Source organism: Propionicimonas sp. (assembly GCF_049840635.1).
Classification (GTDB): Bacteria; Actinomycetota; Actinomycetes; order Propionibacteriales; family Propionibacteriaceae; genus Propionicimonas.
On record NZ_JASGKL010000003.1, the window covers coordinates 1 to 16,445 of the forward strand.

The 16,445-nt window shown below is 72.1% G+C and carries 16 protein-coding genes and 1 rRNA gene; 11 read left to right on the top strand and 6 right to left on the bottom strand.

Annotated features, from left to right (window positions below; genetic code table 11):
- Positions 1–44 precede the first annotated feature (44 nt).
- The 11 genes from rrf (at position 45) to QM779_RS00235 (ending at position 9,385) form a co-directional block, all read left to right on the top strand.
- Positions 45–161: ribosomal RNA gene (rrf, locus tag QM779_RS00185) — 5S ribosomal RNA — on the top strand.
- A gap of 1,396 nt (positions 162–1,557) precedes the next feature.
- A complete protein-coding gene (locus tag QM779_RS00190) occupies positions 1,558–2,241 on the top strand; it encodes a hypothetical protein (protein ID WP_428530042.1) in 684 nt (227 codons plus the stop codon).
- A complete protein-coding gene (locus QM779_RS00195) occupies positions 2,238–3,230 on the top strand; it encodes an HAD-IIA family hydrolase (protein WP_428530044.1) in 993 nt (330 codons plus the stop codon). Before QM779_RS00190 ends, QM779_RS00195 begins: the two co-directional genes overlap by 4 nt.
- A gap of 46 nt (positions 3,231–3,276) precedes the next feature.
- Positions 3,277–3,867 (top strand): biotin transporter BioY, encoded by a 591-nt coding sequence (locus QM779_RS00200; RefSeq protein WP_428530046.1) that lies wholly within the window; start codon positions 3,277–3,279, stop codon positions 3,865–3,867.
- A gap of 1 nt (position 3,868) precedes the next feature.
- Positions 3,869–4,570, top strand: a complete 702-nt coding sequence (locus tag QM779_RS00205; protein ID WP_428530048.1) for an energy-coupling factor ABC transporter ATP-binding protein — start codon at positions 3,869–3,871, stop codon at positions 4,568–4,570.
- Positions 4,567–5,181 (top strand): energy-coupling factor transporter transmembrane component T family protein, encoded by a 615-nt coding sequence (locus QM779_RS00210; RefSeq protein ID WP_428530050.1) that lies wholly within the window; start codon positions 4,567–4,569, stop codon positions 5,179–5,181. Before QM779_RS00205 ends, QM779_RS00210 begins: the two co-directional genes overlap by 4 nt.
- Before the next feature lie 10 nt (positions 5,182–5,191).
- Positions 5,192–5,356 (top strand): hypothetical protein, encoded by a 165-nt coding sequence (locus QM779_RS00215; RefSeq protein WP_428530052.1) that lies wholly within the window; start codon positions 5,192–5,194, stop codon positions 5,354–5,356.
- The gene (locus QM779_RS00220) at positions 5,353–6,099 is read left to right on the top strand and encodes a TlyA family RNA methyltransferase (RefSeq protein ID WP_428530054.1); all 747 of its coding nucleotides are present in this window, start codon (positions 5,353–5,355) and stop codon (positions 6,097–6,099) included. The genes QM779_RS00215 and QM779_RS00220 overlap by 4 nt, the downstream gene beginning before the upstream one ends.
- Positions 6,100–6,109: 10 nt before the next feature.
- Positions 6,110–7,039, top strand: a complete 930-nt coding sequence (locus tag QM779_RS00225; protein ID WP_428530056.1) for an NAD kinase — start codon at positions 6,110–6,112, stop codon at positions 7,037–7,039.
- Positions 7,029–8,702, top strand: a complete 1,674-nt coding sequence (gene recN, locus QM779_RS00230; RefSeq protein WP_428530058.1) for a DNA repair protein RecN — start codon at positions 7,029–7,031, stop codon at positions 8,700–8,702. The genes QM779_RS00225 and recN overlap by 11 nt, the downstream gene beginning before the upstream one ends.
- A gap of 86 nt (positions 8,703–8,788) precedes the next feature.
- Entirely contained in the window at positions 8,789–9,385 is a 597-nt protein-coding gene (locus tag QM779_RS00235) for a hypothetical protein (RefSeq protein ID WP_428530060.1), read from the top strand.
- A 40-nt stretch (positions 9,386–9,425) separates the two neighbouring features.
- On the opposite strand, the gene QM779_RS00240 is transcribed toward QM779_RS00235, so the two are convergent.
- The 6 genes from QM779_RS00240 to QM779_RS00265 form a co-directional block, all read right to left on the bottom strand.
- Entirely contained in the window at positions 9,426–11,474 is a 2,049-nt protein-coding gene (locus tag QM779_RS00240) for an alpha-galactosidase (RefSeq protein WP_428530062.1), read from the bottom strand.
- Positions 11,471–12,334 (bottom strand): carbohydrate ABC transporter permease, encoded by an 864-nt coding sequence (locus QM779_RS00245; RefSeq protein WP_428530064.1) that lies wholly within the window; start codon positions 12,332–12,334, stop codon positions 11,471–11,473. The genes QM779_RS00240 and QM779_RS00245 overlap by 4 nt, the downstream gene beginning before the upstream one ends.
- Before the next feature lies 1 nt (position 12,335).
- Positions 12,336–13,301: a carbohydrate ABC transporter permease gene (locus tag QM779_RS00250; protein WP_428530066.1), complete on the bottom strand. Its 966-nt coding sequence runs from the start codon at positions 13,299–13,301 to the stop codon at positions 12,336–12,338.
- A 4-nt stretch (positions 13,302–13,305) separates the two neighbouring features.
- Positions 13,306–14,616: an ABC transporter substrate-binding protein gene (locus tag QM779_RS00255; protein WP_428530068.1), complete on the bottom strand. Its 1,311-nt coding sequence runs from the start codon at positions 14,614–14,616 to the stop codon at positions 13,306–13,308.
- 31 nt (positions 14,617–14,647) lie between these two features.
- Positions 14,648–15,943: a cellulase-like family protein gene (locus QM779_RS00260; protein ID WP_428530070.1), complete on the bottom strand. Its 1,296-nt coding sequence runs from the start codon at positions 15,941–15,943 to the stop codon at positions 14,648–14,650.
- Positions 15,940–16,445, bottom strand: a 506-nt coding sequence (locus QM779_RS00265; RefSeq protein WP_428530072.1) for a hypothetical protein, incomplete at its 5' end; no start/stop codon positions are given. The genes QM779_RS00260 and QM779_RS00265, both read right to left, overlap by 4 nt.

Genomic DNA, 16,445 nt, shown 5'->3' on the forward strand with positions numbered 1-16,445 from the left:
AGTCTCGCTCGTAAGAGCGCAGACCCGCCACAACTCCATAGAGTTTCGGTGATCATGGCGAGAGGGAAACGCCCGGCTCCATTCCGAACCCGGAAGCTAAGCCTCTCAGCGCCGATGGTACTGCAGGTGGGAACCTGTGGGAGAGTAGGACGTCGCCGGACATACAAACACCCCCGTGGAGCTTCGGCCCCACGGGGGTGTTGTGCGTTGTACCCAAAGAACTTTGCGCCGGTGTGGCGCGGAAGGCAGGATGGTGTGGTGAGCGAATCCACCCCAGATCGAGCCGGCGACAGCCGGCGAAAGCCGTCGTCCCAGGGCGGCGGGTCTCGTCCCGGCGGAGCCCGGTCTTCCGGCTCGGGGAGCGGCTACCGTTCCTCGGACGGGAAGGGCCGTCCCGCTGCTCGGGGCGGCGCCGGCGGCAAGGGACGCCAGGACGGTGACGGTGCGGGATCTCGCGGACGTTCGAGCGGTGGCCCGGCGGGTCGCTCCGGTGGCAGGTCCGCTGCCGGAACCTCGGGCTCGCGTTCTTCTGGTCCGCGGAGCTCGTCGGGGCGGTACGAGAGCCGGGCGGGGTCCGACGAGTTCGGCGCTGAAGGCCGCTCCCGCTCCCGACGGTCCTCCGAGACACGAGGCGGGAGGCCCGCCGACTCGCGGCGGCCCGGCGGCTCGAGTCGGCCCCAGAACTGGGATGGCGGTGAGCGCGCCTCCACCGGACGCGGGCCGCGTTCGGCGGACGAGCAGCGCCCTGGTGGTCAGCGCGGCGGCCGTGATGCCGCCCGTGCGCAGGGCTCGAGGGGTGCAGACGAACGGTGGGAGTCCGGGTCCCGCGACTCGCGTCCGCCGAGGTCGGGGTCCGCTGACCGGCGTAGCCAGGGCAACGGCGGGGAGCGAGGCGGGTCCGGCGGTTACACGGACAGGCGCTCCTCCGGCGGTTACAACGACAAGCGCGGTTCCGGTAGCTACGGGGAACGGCGTGGCTCGACTGGTGACGGCGAGCGGCGCGGCTCCGGTGGCTACGGAGACCAGCGCGGCTCGGCCGGTCGCGGGGAGCGCCGTGGTTCTGGTGGCTACGGCGACAAGCGTCCCTCCGGTGGTTATGGAGACACGCGTGGCTCGGGCGGCTACGACCGTGGTGAGGACCGTCGCTCGGGCGGCGCACGTGATGCGCGTCCTCAGCGATCCGGCTCCGGCGCGGCCGGTCGCCCCGGATCGCGCTCGGAGGGCCGTCCCACCGGCCGCTCGAGCGCGGGTTCGGGCCAGTGGAAGAACTCCCGCGACGAGCGTGCTGACAGTGGGGCGTCCCGTCCCGCCTACCGCGGGAACCAGGATCGCCGTGGTGGCGCGGACGCCGGACGACGAGGCGACGCCGGTTCGGGCCGCCGCGATGACCGTGGCTACGAGGAGAGGCGCGAGGCGCCGCGTCCCGGTTTCGCGGCGAAGCCGAACGAGCCGGCCACTCCCAAGGGTCTCGACCTGCGGCAGCTGCCCCGTGGCGTTCGCGCCGAACTGCGCGGGCTGACGGCGGAGAAGGCAGAGATCGTCGGTGCCCACCTGCTGATGGCGGGCCGCCTGATCGACACCGATCCGGAGCTGGCCTACGCGCATGCCGAAGCGGCGCGGCGGAGGGCTGCGCGGCTGCCGATCACCAGGGAGGCGGCGGCGGAAACCGCGTACGCCGCCGGCGACTACGCGACGGCACTCACGGAGTTCCGGGCGCTGCGCAGGATGAGCGGCGGCGATGAGTACCTCCCGGCTATGGCGGACTGCGAGCGCGCCCTCGGGCGTCACCAGGCGGCGCTGAAGCTGGTCAGGGAGGGACTGGCGGCCAACCCCGACGTGGCGGCGCTGGTGGAGTTGCGCCTGGTCGAGGCGGGGATCCGGATCGACACCGGCCAGTCGGACGAGGCGAAGCGGCTGTTGAAGGCCGAGATCGAGCAGGTGGGCGCCCGCGGACCGAAGATCGCCAGGGCGCGGCTGCGCTACGCCTATGCCGACCTCCTGGAGCGCACGGGGGAGGGGGACGAGGCGGAGCGCTGGTTCGACGCCGTGGTCCGCCTGGATCCCGACCAGTCCACGGACGCGGCTGATCGGGTCGCGGCGCTTCGTGGCCTCGTCATCGAGTACGACGAGGACGAGGACGACTTCGACGACGACTTCGACGACGATGACGGGTCAGAGACCGAACACGTCGCTGACGCCGAGCACGTCGCCGACGAAGCCCGGGAGGAGCGCACGGAGTGAGCGCCGTCATCGACGGATATGACGCGGCTTTCTTCGACCTGGACGGGGTGATCTACCTCGGCCCGAAAGCCGTGCCGGGCGCGGCCGGTGCACTCCGGTCGCTCCGGCAGCGTGGGACGAAGGTGATGTACGTCACCAACAATGCGGCCCGCGAGGCGCAGGTGGTGATCGACCAGCTCAACGGGCTCGGGTTCGAGGCCATGGCGGCGAACGTCCTCACCAGCGCGCAGGTCGCCGCGGTCGGCCTGGCGGCCGAGCTCCCCGCGGGCTCCCGCGTGCTCGTCGCGGGGAGCCGCAACCTCGCGGGTCTCGTCGCGGCCGCCGGTTTCGAGGTGGTCGGGACGGCCAACGAGCAGCCGGCCGCCGTCATCCAGGGGTATGACCCCGACCTCTCCTGGCGACTGCTGGATGAGGTTGCGCTGGCGATCCAGGGCGGCGCCCGCTGGTTCGCGACGAACGACGATGCCTCCCGTCCCACCGACCGTGGCCTCGTCCCCGGCGTGGGCGGCGCACTCGCCGTCGTCCGACTGGTCGTCGGGGGAGAGCCCACGACGTTCGGCAAGCCCTTCCGGCCGATGCTCGCCGAGGCGATGCGCCGCACGCGCGCGCAGCACCCGGTCTTCGTCGGGGACCGGCTCGACACCGACATCAGCGGTGCCCACAACGCCGGGATCGACTCGCTGCTGGTCTTCAGCGGCGCCCACGGCAAGCACGACCTCGTCGCCGCACCCCCGGAAGAACGGCCCACGCACATCGGAGCGAACGTCAGCGCCCTCCTGCGCGGCGTGCGTCCGCTGGTGGTCGGGGACGGCAGGGCGACCTGCCGTGCCCAGGTGGCGGTGGCCGAGGCCGGACGTGTCCGTCTGGCCGGTTCGCCCCGGACCCCCGAGGACCAGTTCGACGCCCTGTGGGCGCTCACCCAGCTGGTGTGGACCGACCCGGGTCTCGACGCGAGCGGCGCGCTCGCTGCACTGGACCTCGTCCAGTGATCCCACGACCGAACCGGTATCCTTCCCGCGACCGATAGGAGCCCCCGTGTCCACTTCCACCCGGCCCAGCACGGCCACGGACCTTGCCCTCGTCGCGGTGTTCGCGGCGCTGATCGCCGCGTTCTCCCTGACCCCGGCGATCCCGGTGGGTGCGGCGGGGGTGCCGATCACCCTGCAGACGCTCGCCGTGGTCCTCGCCGGCCTGGTCCTCGGGCCGTGGCGCGGCTTCCTCGCGACCCTGCTGTACCTCGTCGTCGGCTTCGCCGGGCTGCCGGTGTTCGCCGGCGGTGCCGCGGGGCTCGCCGTCCTGGCCAAGCCGTCGGTGGGCTACCTGCTGGCCTTCCCGTTCGGAGCCCTGGTCGCCGGCGCGTTCGCCAAGCTGTTCGTCGGCTGGACGGGCGCGAAGCAGTACCTCGGGTTCTTCCTCGCCGGACTCGCCGGCTCGCTGGTGATCCACGCGGCCGGCATCGTGGGGTTGATGGTGGTGGCGCACCTTTCGCTCGGCACCGCCTTCCTCACCGACATCGTCTACTGGCCGGGCGACATCGCCAAGATGTTCGCCGCAGCCGCCGTCGCGGTCGCCGTGCACAAGGCGTTCCCGGCGCTGCTCGCCACGCGCCGGGTCGCCACGGCCTGACGTGATCCAGCTCGCCGGCGCCGGCGTCACCGTGGCGCTGCCCGCGTCGGGCGAGCAGCGGACGCGGGTGCTGCTGCACCCCACGACGCTCGACCTGGGCGAGCGTCGGGTCGCCGTGATCGGCGCGAACGGCTCGGGCAAGTCGACTCTGCTGCGACTGCTGAACGGGTTGGTCCTGCCCACGACGGGGCAGGTGGTGGTGGACGGCCTGGACACCGACCACGACGGCCGCGAGGTGCGCAGGCGCGTCGGGTTCGTGTTCACCGACCCGCTCTCCCAACTCGTCCTGGCCACGCCCGCCGACGACGTCGAACTGTCCCTGCGGCCGTTCCTGCGGGACCGCTCCGCCCGAAGGGCGGAGGCACATCGGCTGCTGGAGGAGCGCGGCCTCGGCCACGTCGCAGAGCAGAGCGTCTACGACCTGTCCGGGGGAGAACGCCAGCTCGTCGCCCTGACGTCGGTGCTGGCCGCCCGGCCCCGCATCGTCGTCGCGGACGAGCCGACGACCCTGCTGGACCTGCGCAACCGTGACCTCGTCCGCGCGGCCCTCGCCGGGCTCGAGCAGCAGGTCGTCCTCGCCACCCACGACCTCGACCTCGCCGCGGAGGCCGACCGCGTCCTCGTCGTCGACTCCGGACGCGTGGTCGCCGACGGCACCCCGTCCGAGGCGATCCCGGCCTACCTGCGGGTGGTCCGGCCGTGAACCTGTTCGGCCTGTACGTGCCGGGAACCACATGGCTGCACCGGCTCGGCGCCGGCGGGAAGTACCTGATCCTGCTCGTCCTGACGGTCCCTGCGCTGGCGATCGGCCAGCCCGTGCCCAGCCTGGCCGCACTGCTCGCGTCCGTCCTCGTGGTCCTGTCCGCGCGGGTGGGGTGGCGTCGTGCCCTCGCGCTGCCGCTGGCGCTGTGGGTGCTGCTGGCTGTCCTCGCCGGGTACCAGGTCGTCGTCCGACGGCCCGACCTGGCCGTCGTCGTCTGTGCGAACCTCGTCACGGCCGTGTACGCCAGCCGCGTGCTCACCCTGACCACGCCCGGCCCCGTCCTGATCGACGCGCTCGTGGCCGGCCTGCGTCCGTTCCGCCTCGTGGGGGTGGACCCCGAGCGGGTCGGGCTCGCGGTCGCGATCATGGTGCGCTCCGTGCCGCTGCTGCTCGACACCTTTGAGCAGGTCCGGCAGGCCGCCAGGGCAAGGGGACGCGAGCGGAACCTCTTCGCCCTGATCACCCCCGTCGTCGTCCGCGCCGTCGGCCAGGCGCAGGCGACCGGCGCGGCGCTCGCCGCGCGCGGCCTGGGCGAGCCCGGCGGCTCCTAGAATGACGATCGTGACCGACTCCCCAGCCGCCCCCGAACCGCCCGTCACAGGCGTGCCGGAGATCGACGCCGCCCTCGCCGCCGTCCGGCTCGACGGGCCGGTCGCCGAGCACCACGCCGAGCTCTCCGCGGCCGTCGAGGTCCTCCAGCAGGCGCTGCGCACACCGCGCCCGTGAGGCTCGACAAGGCTCTCGTCGAACGCGGGCTGGCCCGCTCCCGCGGTCAGGCGGGAGAAGTCGTCCGCGGCGGCCACGTGACGGTGAACGGACGGCCCGCCACCCGGCCCGCGCAGGAGGTGGCCGCGTCCGACCGACTCGTCGTCGAGGCGGCCGACCACTATGTCTCGCGCGCCGCGCACAAGCTGGCCGGGGCGCTCGCCGCGTCCGGGGTGGTCGTACCGGCGCGGGTGCTGGACGCCGGCGCGTCCACCGGTGGTTTCACCCAGGTTCTCCTCGAACACGGCGCGGAGACGGTCTACGCCGTGGACGTGGGGCACGACCAGCTCGCGGCAGCCGTGCGGTCCGACCCGAGGGTCGTGGTGCGCGAGCGGCTCAACCTTCGCGAGCTCACCCTCGCCGACCTCGACGCCGAACCCGTCGACCTCGTCGTGGGCGACGTCTCGTTCATCTCCCTGACCCTGCTCCTGGAGCGGCTGTTCTCCGTCCTCACCCCGGCCGGCGAGGCGCTGCTCCTGGTCAAGCCGCAGTTCGAGGTGGGCCGCGGACGCCTGGACGACCGCGGGGTGGTGCGCGACCCCGCCCTGCAGGATCGGGCCGTCGACGCGGTGGTCGAGGAGGCCGCCCGGCTCGGCCGGGTCGAGGCGTGGCGCGGCGAGAGCGGGCTGCCGGGGGAGTCGGGGAACCGGGAGTGGTTCGTCCACTTCACCACGCAGGACGCCGCTGTCGGCGGCCCGGGTTAGGGTGATCCCCGTGAGATCGCAGCGGCGGCAGGTGGCCGTCACCATCCACCCCCTGCGCCCTGCCGCGCTGGAGGCGGCGGCCGAGTTCGTGACCGGCATCAACGCCCGCGGCATCACCTGCCTCGCGTCCACCGAGGACCTCGAGCGGCTCGCCGAGCGGGTGCCGGGTGCCGACCTGCGCGAACTCGACGGCGAGGACGGGTCGAGCTGCGAGTTGGTCGTCGTGTTCGGCGGCGACGGCAACATCCTGCGGGCGGCGGAGTGGGCGTTGCCCCGACACGTCCCCGTCCTGGGCGTGAACCTCGGCCACGTCGGCTTCCTCGCCGAACTCGAGTCCTCGCAGGTGCCGGCGCTGATCGAACGCGTGGCGCATGCCGACTACGAGGTCGAGGAGCGCATGACGATCGACACGGTGGTGCGGGCGAGCCGCTGCGGCGAGGAGCTGTGGCGGTCCTTCGCCATCAACGAGGTGTCGGTCGAGAAGCTCGCCCGCGAGCGGATGATCGAAGTGCTCGTGCGGCTCGACGACCGCCCGCTGTCCCGGTGGGCGACCGACGGCGTCCTCGTCTCCACCCCGACCGGGTCGACGGCCTACGCGTTCTCCGCCCACGGGCCGGTGATCTGGCCGGACGTGTCCGCGCTGCTGCTGGTTCCCCTGAGCGCGCACGCGCTGTTCGCGCGTCCGCTCGTGCTCGGCGAGCACACGGTCGTCTCGATCGAGGTGCTCCCGGGAGGAGGCGGCGGCGTCGTGTGGTGCGACGGACGCCGCAGCACCGACGTCACCGGCGGTGAGGAGATCGTGGCGACCAGGGGTGAGCACCGGCTACGGGTCGCCCGCACGTCCGAGCAGCCGTTCGTGAACCGCCTCGTGCGCAAGTTCGGCCTTCCCGTCGACGGCTGGCGGGGCGCTGCGGAACGCGACGCCGCCCATGCTCAGTGAACTGAGGATCGCCGACCTCGGGGTGATCGGCGAGGCGACCATCGAGCCCGGACCCGGCTTCACTGCCGTCACGGGGGAGACCGGTGCGGGCAAGACCATGATCGTCACGGGCCTCGCGCTGCTTGCCGGAGCGAAGGCCGACCCTCGGCTGGTCCGGACCGGGGCGGCCCGCGCGCTGGTGGAGGGGCGCTGGGAGGTCGCCGATCGGGCCGACCAACTGGCCGAGCTCGGCGCGGAGGTCGAGGACGGTGAGGTGCTGGTGACGCGCCAGCTGGGCGCGAACCGGTCCCGGATGAGCGTGGGTGGCGCCCAGGTGCCGCTGTCGACCGGTGCGGCGCTGGTCGGGGAGTGGGTGACCGTGCACGGCCAGTCCGAGCAGCTCCGGCTCGGCACTCCCGAACGACAGCTGGAGGTCCTCGACCGGTACGCGGGGGCCGCGCTGGCCGCGGAGCTCGACGCGTACCGCGCCGACTACGTGGCGCGCAGGACGGCCTCGGCGGAGCTCACCGAGCTGACCACGCGGTCGCAGGAGCGAGCGCGTGAACTGGACCTCCTGCGATTCGGACTGGACGAGATCGCGAAGGTCGACCCGCAGCCTGGTGAGGACGCCGCGCTCGCTGCCGAGGCGCGCCGCCTGCAAGCCGTCGACGACCTCCGGCAGGCGTCGCACGCCGCGCTGGTGGCGCTGGCCGGCGAAGAGGACGCCTTCGACGCCACCGACGCGCTGAGCCTGGTCGGGGCCGCGCGCAAGGCACTGGGCCCGGCCGTGGACGCAGACCCGGAGCTCGCCCCGATCGCGGACGAGCTCGCGGGCGCGGCGGCGGGGCTCGCCGACGTGGCGTCCGCGCTCGCGTCCTACGCGTCCGGGCTGGACGCCGACCCGCTGCGGCTGGAGTGGATCGCGGGACGCAGGGCCGAGCTCGCCCACCTGACCCGCAAGTACGGGGAGTCGGTCGACGACGTGCTGGCCTGGGCGCAGGACGCCGCCAGCAGGGTCACCCGGCTCGACGCCGGGGAGGACCGGATCGCGGAGCTGCAGGGAGTGGTCGCCGACCTCGACGGCCGTCTGGCCGCCGCGGCGGGTCGGATCACGACGCTGCGGCGCGCGGCCGCGTCCGAACTCGCCGGGCTGGTGGCGGGGGAGCTGAAGGCACTCGCGATGCCGAAGGCGCGGCTGGAGTTCGAGCTCACCCAGGGCGAACTCGGGCCGCACGGTGCCGACCAGGTCAGCCTGCTGTTCTCCGCGAACCCGGGCAGCGCCCCCGGACCGCTGGGGAAGGTGGCGTCGGGTGGTGAGCTGAGCCGCGTACGGCTCGCGCTGGAGGTCGTGCTCGCCACCGAGGCGAGCGGCGAGACGTTCGTCTTCGACGAGGTCGACGCGGGCGTCGGCGGCGCGGTCGCCCTGGAGATCGGACGTCGGCTGGCCCGGCTGGCCGAGCGCTGCCAGGTGATCGTGGTCACCCACCTCGCGCAGGTGGCGGCGTTCGCCGACCGGCACTACGTCGTGGCCAAGTCCGACGACGGGTCGGTGACCACCAGTGGCGTCCGGCTGGTCACCGACACCGACCGGCTCGATGTGCTCGCCACCATGATGGGCGGCCTGGAGTCCAGCGACTCGGCGCTCGCGCACGCCAGGGAGCTGCTCGCGTCCGTCCGGGGCTGACGGGGCCCCGCGGTCCGGGCGAGGAGGTATCAGGACAGCGCCCGACCGGATCTGATCCGGCAGGAGCACCACGAGAAGGAGTGGCGATGCGCAGGATGGTTCCCCTGATCACGACAGCGGCAGCGCTGGTGTGCGTCCTGACCGGCTGTGCGGGCACGACGCCGACGGTGTCGGCCCCGCCCTCGGCGCAGCCGCAGGCCCCGGAGTCGGCCGCGCCGACGGTCACGGTGACCGCGATGGCCACAGCCACCGCCGCCGCGACGCCGTCCGCGAGCGCAGCATCGGCGTCCGGCACGATCCAGTGGGGGGACCTCACCCTCACCCGGGACCAGGGGACCTGGAACCTGTACAACCTGTTCAGCGGCGCCGACGCGTCGTACCCGATCGACCGCAGCTACCAGGTGCGGCTGGTCAGTGCCCGGTTCGCGTCCGACACGCTCACGGTAACCGCGCACCGGGTCCGGCTGACCGGGGACGACCCGGAGAACCAGACCGTGCACACGGCGAAGAAGCTGCTGACGCTGCGCCTGGAGTCGCCCGTGGTGATGCTGAACCCGCCGACCGAGGACCAGGTGGACGCGGCCGACTTCGCGCGCCACGTCACGTCCTTCAAGGACACGGTCTTCCAGGTGCTGGCCAGCGGATCCACCCCGCTCGCCCTCCAGCAGGTCTACTTCCCCTGACCGGCCGCCTCGTTGACCGGGAAGCCCTCGCGAGACGAGGTCAGCGGACCCGGTCCAGGACCAGCAGGTCCGCGTCGTCGGCGAGCAGGAACCCCACCGGCACGCCCCGCGCGGCGATGTCCGCGCTGAGTTCGCGTCCGTCGAGCCGGTAGATGGCGCCGTGCGCGAGGGTGCCCGGACGCAGTACCGGCGCGGCCGGCCTGCCGGGCCGGCCGAAGACCAGGAGGACCGTGCGCTCCGGAGTGCCGTACTCGACCGCGTAGACAGGGTCGGACGGGTGGCCGTGGAACTCGACCCGCCCGGCGTGGAGGGTGTGACGGAGCTCCCTGTAACGGCCGACGAGGTCGGCGGCGCGGGTGAGTTCTGCGGGCGACCAGGCGCCGAGATCGGCGCCGATGCCGAGCACGCCGGCCATCGCCACCAGGAACCGGAACTCGAGGCTGACCGGCGCGGTGTCCAGGCGGTCGGGCTCGTCGGTGACCCAGGAGCTCATCACGTGCGGCCCGTAGGCGGACAGGAAGCCGTGCTGGATGGCGAGCCGGTCGCGCGGCCCGGTCTCGTCGCTGGGCCAGACGACGTCGCTGTCCGCGAGCACCGCGAGCGTGATCCGGCCCCCACCGCCGCTGCAGGCCTCCACCGTGACGTCCGGGAACTCGTCGGCGAGCATCCGCATGACTTCGTGGTACCCCTCCGCGTGCTGGACGGCCCACTGCCGTCCCCGTGGGTCGTCGGGACGCCCGCCGTCGGTGACGGGCCGATTCATGTCCCACTTGAGGTAGGTGATCCGGGAGTCCGCCAGCAGGGAGCGCAGCCACTCCTTCGTCCAGGCGATGACATCGGGACGACCGAAGTCGAGCACGTACTGGTTGCGGATCGTGACCAGGGGCCGGTCGCCGGCCCGGTAGACCCACTCCGGGTGGTCGCGGTAGAGCGCGGAGCGCGGGCTGACCGCCTCGGGCTCCACCCACAGACCGAACCGCAGGCCGAGCGCCTCCACCGCGGACACCAGCGGGTCGAGGCCGTCGGGGAACGTGCGCGGGTCCGGGAACCAGTCGCCGAGCCCACCCGCGTCGTCGTCGCGTCCTGCGAACCAGCCGTCGTCGACGACGAACACCTCGGCGCCGATCGCCGCGGCCCGCTCCGCCAGTTCCCGCTGGTGGTCGGGACGGACGTCGAAGGTGGTCGCGTACCAGGAGTTGTAGACCACCGGACGGTGGGCCTCGTCCATGGAGCGGGCGAGCTCGTTCCGCTCGTAGTCGTGCCAGCGCCGGCGCAGGCCGTCGCGTCCGTCCGGCGCGCGGACGCCGAGGGTGGCCGGGGTGGTCCAGGACTCCCCGGGGCCGAGGGTGATGGTTGTCGACTCGTCCTCGACACCGCCGGCCACCCGCACCCGCTCCCGGAACGGCGGCACGTCGACCCGCAGACGCCACGAGCCGCTCCACGCGAGCGCGATGCCGAACACGGGGGAGTCGGAGCCGCCGCGCACGCTCACCACCGGGGAGTAGTCGTGCGAGGTGATGCCCTGCCTGCTGCCGATCGAGAACTCACCCGCCGGCAGCGTGACGTCCAGCGGGGTGAACTCCCGCGACCAGTGCCCCGCGAGCACCCCGACCTCGACCGGTCCGGCCAGCGGCAGCTCCCAGCCCGGGCTGAACGCCCGGTGCAGCGAGAGGGTCCCGCCGCCGGTGTTGGTGATCACCGCGTGCTTGGACACCACGTCGTGCCGGGTGCTCGCCTCGACCACCAGCGTGATCCCGAACCGTCCCGCGTGGTCGGTGCCGCGGGCGGTGAACCTCGACCGGACGCCGTCGTCATCGAACGCCACCTGCTCCGCCGGCCAGCGGACGCGAGCCCCGACCACGCCCTCCGCGTCCTCGAGGACGAGTTCGGCCGCCCGCGTGTGCCGGGTGCCGAGCACGGTGTACTCGCTCGGCACCCGGTCGGCCGGCGTCGTGAACGAGGCCAGGGGCTCGGGGTGCCACGGACGCGGCCCGTCCGCCCCGGACCAGTCCTGCAGGACAGGGCCCAGCCCGTCAGGGGCTAGGTCGAGCGTGTAGACCGAGGACGCGGTGCGCAGGGCCCAGCTCACTTGCTCACCCCGACGAGGAGCCCGGAGACGAAGTGCTTCTGGAAGGCGAAGAAGACGATCGTCGTCGGGATCGCGGCCATGAGGGCACCCGCCGCGACCACGTTCCACGCCGTCGTGTAGCCGCCCTGGAGGTTGAGCAGCGCCGCCGTGATCGGGAACTTGGTGTCCGTGCGCAGCACGGTCAGTGCCCAGAGCAGGTCGTTGAACACCCAGGTGCTCTCGAGAGCGGCGAGCGCGGCGAGGGCCGGCCGGCACAGCGGCATCACGATGGTGGCGTAGATGCGCAGGTCGCCGGCGCCGTCGATCTTCGCCGCCTCGAACATCTCGACCGGCAGGGACCGCATGAAGCCGTGCAGGACGAACGTGAAGAAGCCCATGCCGAAGCCGACCTGGACCACGACCAGCGCGAACAGCGTGTCGTAGATGCCGACCATCTCGCAGATCTTCGCCACCGGGATGAGCAGGATCTGCGGGGGGAGCAGGTTGCCGGCCAGCATGACGAGCAGGATGGTCCGTCCGAACGGGATCGCGTAGCGGCTGAGGGCGAATGCCGACAGCGACGAGAGGAACAGGACGGCCACGACCGTCCCGATCGTGACCAGCACGCTGTTGGTGAGCGCGCCGCCGATGTTGCCCTCCACCCAGGCGGTCCCGAAGGCCGACGCCGTGAAGGACGAGGGCCACGACCCGAGGCCGTTGACGGCGAGGTCGTCGAAGCTGCGGAACGCGACGGCGATGACGAACAGCAGCGGGGTGACCCACGCCAGCGTGATCACGGTCATGACCAGGTGGAACACCCACTCCGGCCGCTTGGTGCGCCGCGGGGTCGGCGCCGTCCGCTCGATGGTGGCCGCGGCCATGTCAGTCCTCCCTCGTCGCACGCACCAGATAGGTGATGATGAAGGTGATCGCGAGGGCGAAGATGACCACGGCGATGGCGGAGCCGTAGCCGAGGTTCACCTGCGTGAAGCCCACCTGGTACATGTACGTGCTGAGCAGCTGGGTGCTGTTGTAGGGGCCGCCCCTGGTCATGGCCCACACGATGTCGAAGGTGCGCAGCGAGTCGATCACGGTGACGGCGAAGATGACGGTGTTCACGTTCCGGAGCTGCGGGATGACGATGTAGCGCAGCCTCTGCCACCAGCTCGCCCCGTCCACCGCGGCCGCCTCCTCCAGGCTGGGGTCGCAGCCCTTCAGCCCGGCGAGGTAGAGCACCATGATGTAGCCGGCCTGGCGCCAGATGGCGGCGACAAGGATCGCGGCGAGCGCGGTGTCCGGGTCCGCCAGCCACTGGTGTTGCCCCGTGTCGATCCCGATCGCGGCCAGCATCGCGTTGATCGGCCCGTCCGGCTGGTACATCACCCGCCAGAACAACCCGGTCACGGCCAGCGAGAAGACCATCGGCAGGTAGATGGCGCTCCGGTAGATCCCGACCCCCGGACGCGGCTTGTTCAGGGCGAGGGCGAGGGCGAACCCGATGATCACCGACAGCCCGCCGAAGCCGATCACCCAGTAGACGTTGTTGACCAGCGCGATGTGGAAGATCGGGTCGGAGAACAGGGTCTGGTAGTTCTTCACCCCGACCGGCTCGGCGACACCGACGCCGTGCCACTTCGTGAAGGAGAGCTGGAAGCTGTTCAGCGCCGGCCAGAAGACCCAGGCCAGTTCGATCGCGAGCGGGACCAGGAGGAGGACCCACACGACCGGCGGCACCCGCCGGGTCACCGACCGCCTGCGGCGGGAGCGGGGGACGCTGTGCTGCTCCGGCCCCCGGTCCGAACCGGACGCCCCGTCGGGGGGTCGGTGTCCCATGCGGGTGGCTGCCATGGCCTCAGCCGTTCCAGACCTGCTGGGCGGCGGTCTGCCAGTCCTTCAGGATCGTGGCGACGTCGTCGGGGTTGTCCAGGAACTTGGTCAGGGCGGCGTCCGCGGTGGCCTGGAGCGCGTCGCTGGAGTCCCGGTTGAAGAACTGCGTGATCTCCTTCGTGTCCTCGAGCAGCTTCATGCCTTTCTGCACCAGGGTCGAGAACTTGGTCCGGTCGACGTCCGGGGACGTCGGCAGGTTGGACGACTCCGACATCTCGATGAACTTCTGCTGTTGCTCGGCCCCGGCCAGGAAGCTGAGCAGGTCCTTGGTGCCGGCGGCGTTCTTCGTCGCGGCGCTGGCGAAGTAGCCGTCGGTCGGCGCCTCCTCGGCCGAGGGGATGGACGCGTCGATGGTCGGCACGGAGAAGAAGTCGACGTCCTCGACGTCGGCCGCGGGGAAGGCCTGGGTGACGAAGGCGCCGATCAGGTACATGCCCGCCTTCTTGTTGATCAGCGGGGTGGCCGCCTCCTGCCAGCTGTAGGAGCGCCCCTTCGGGTCGAAGTACGGGATCAGGGTGGCGTAGGTGTCCATCACCTTGCGGACCTCTGCGCTGTCGAACGAGTGCTTGCCGGCCAGCAGTTCGCGGTGGAACGTCGCGCCGTTGATGCGAAGGTCCAGGTAGTCGAACCAGCCCGACGCCATCCACGCCGTGGAGCCGGTGCCGTTGGTCAGCGGGTACACGCCCTTGCCCTTGAGCGTGTCGAGCAGCGCCATGAAGCCGTCCCAGTCGCTCGGGGGCGTCACGCCCCACTCCTCGAAGGCCGACTTCCGGTAGAAGATGCTCCACCAGTAGTAGTTGGTCGGGATGAAGATCTGCTTGCCCGACTCGTCGCTGGACAGGCTCTTCAGCGCCTCGGAGAAGCCCGCGCACGCGCCGCTGCCCGTCCACAGGTCGGAGACGTCCAGCAGCAGGCCCTTGCTCGCGTAGTCGCGGGCGACCGAGCCGGCGTACCAGGTGAGCACGTCCGGCGGGTTGGACGACGTCAGGTAGGTCGGCAGCTGGGCGCGGAACTGCTCGATGGCGACCGTGTTCAGCGTGGTCGGGTGGGTCGTGTACCCCTTCATCACCGCCTCGAGCGCCGCCTTGGGCTTCGGGTCGGACAGGGACGACTGAAGGGTGAGCGGGGCGCTGGCGTCGCCACCGGCGGATGCGCTGCCCGCGGGCGCGGCGGTGCCGCCGACGCAGCCACTGAGCAGGACGGAGCCGCCGATCGCGGCCGTGCCGAGCAGGAGGTTGCGCCGGGTGACGGGGGAGCCGAAGACGTCGGGTGACATGGGAGTTCTCCTTCGAACAGGTTGAGTGAGGTCAGACGGAAGCGCGGATGGGTGTCCTGGTGAGGAAGGCCTGGTTGCACTGCTGTTGCAGGGCGATGTCGGCCCACATGGCGTGCTGGGGCGCGGCGTTGGAGCAGACGATGGTCCCCCGGGCGCCCACGCGGAGGGACTCGTCGATGGCGCGACGGCAGAACTCGGCTCCGACCGGGCCCTCCTCGAAGCGCCCGTCGCGAGGGGTGTAGCCGATCCAGCCCTCGCCGAAGACGAGCGGGACGTGGTGGGCCAGCGCCCAGTCCCGTGCGGTGTCGAGCCAGAGTCCCAGCTTGGTCAGCATTTGCTGCTCCCAGGCCGGGTAGTTCCGGTACAGCCAGCGGTCGATCGCCTCGGCGTCCCCGCTGTCGTGCACGTAGATCTCCGCGTCCGAGACGATGGTGGCCTCCCGTCGCCAGGCCTCGTCCGGGCCCCACTCGGCGATCCGCGGCGAGCCGGGCAGCAGGATCTCGGCGTCGGCCAGGTCCTGGTCGAACTGCTCGGGAGGGCGCCGCAGCCCGTAGGTGTCGATGAAGGCGTCCAGCACGCCGTACACATAGGGGTGGGTGACGAGGACGTCGATGTTCTCCGGCACGCCCCGCATCGCCCCGAGCGGGACCCCTGCATAGTTCACCGTGACGGGGACCTCCGGCTGGAGCCGGTGGAAGGTGTCGACGGCCCGCTCCAGCCGGGGCCGCAGCCCCACCACCTTCTCCAGAGGGGTGCCGGGCAGGTCGTCGGCGAGGTGGCAGACCTGCACCTCGTTGTGGACCTCGACGAACGCGATCCGGTCGGCCACGCCATGGTCGCCGAGGAAGTCGACCATGGCGGCCAGGGCGACGGCCTGGGCCTCGGGCCGGTCATCGGGCCCGATCGCCATCAGGCGGTCGAACCACTCCCGGCCCGCGGCGAACGACGGGCTCTGCTGGTACTCCCAGGAGGAGAGGATCACGAAGCAGTCGTGACGGCGGGCCGCCTCGAACAGCGCGAGCAGGTGCGCCCTGCCGTCGATCGTGGTCGGCGCGCCCACGTCGTACCAGCGCACCCGCTGCCCGTACCGGCCGCCGAGGGGTCCGAGCGTCAGCGCGGACGTGTCGAGGCCGCTCCCGAACAGCAGGTACGGCATCGCGCAGATCCGGATCGTGTTGTAGCCGCGCTCGACCGCGGCGGCGAACGCCGCGTCGATGTCCTCGAACGGCTCACCGGACCCCGTCCGCACGTACCACGAGAAGTCCCACAGCGTGATGGTGAGCGCGTCCGGCAGGTGGGCGGGGAGGGGAACGGGCGTGTGGGTCATGCGTGGCTCCTCAGAGTGAGCAGGTCGCGGGACAGGTCGAGCGAGAGCTCGTGGGACGGGTCGTCGGCGAGCAGCCGGTCGAGCAGTGCGGCCGCCGCGTCGTGGTCGCCCTCCAGCAGCGCCAGCTCTGCCCGCAGCAGGCGCACCTCGCAGTCCCTTGCCTGCTGCGGGTCGTCGTGGAACAGCAGCAGCGTGGGCAGGGACGTCGCGAAGTAGTCGATGGTCGCCGGTGTCGCCGCCAGCAGCTCGATGTGACCGGCGAGGCCGTCCGTCAGCGTGGCCGCGCGCCCCGCGTCGCCGCTGCGTCGTGCGGCCAGGATGGAGAAGTATGTGTTCTCCGAGTAGTCGGTCGGGTTCATCGCTGCGAAATCGCCGCTGGCTCCGGCCGCCTCCACCCAGGCTCGTGCCGCGCCCGCGTCATCCCCCGCGGCCGCGCGGGCGTCGCCGAGGGCGAGCAGCAGCGCTGCAGGACTCGCCAGTGGGTGGCGTGCTTCCCCGAGGA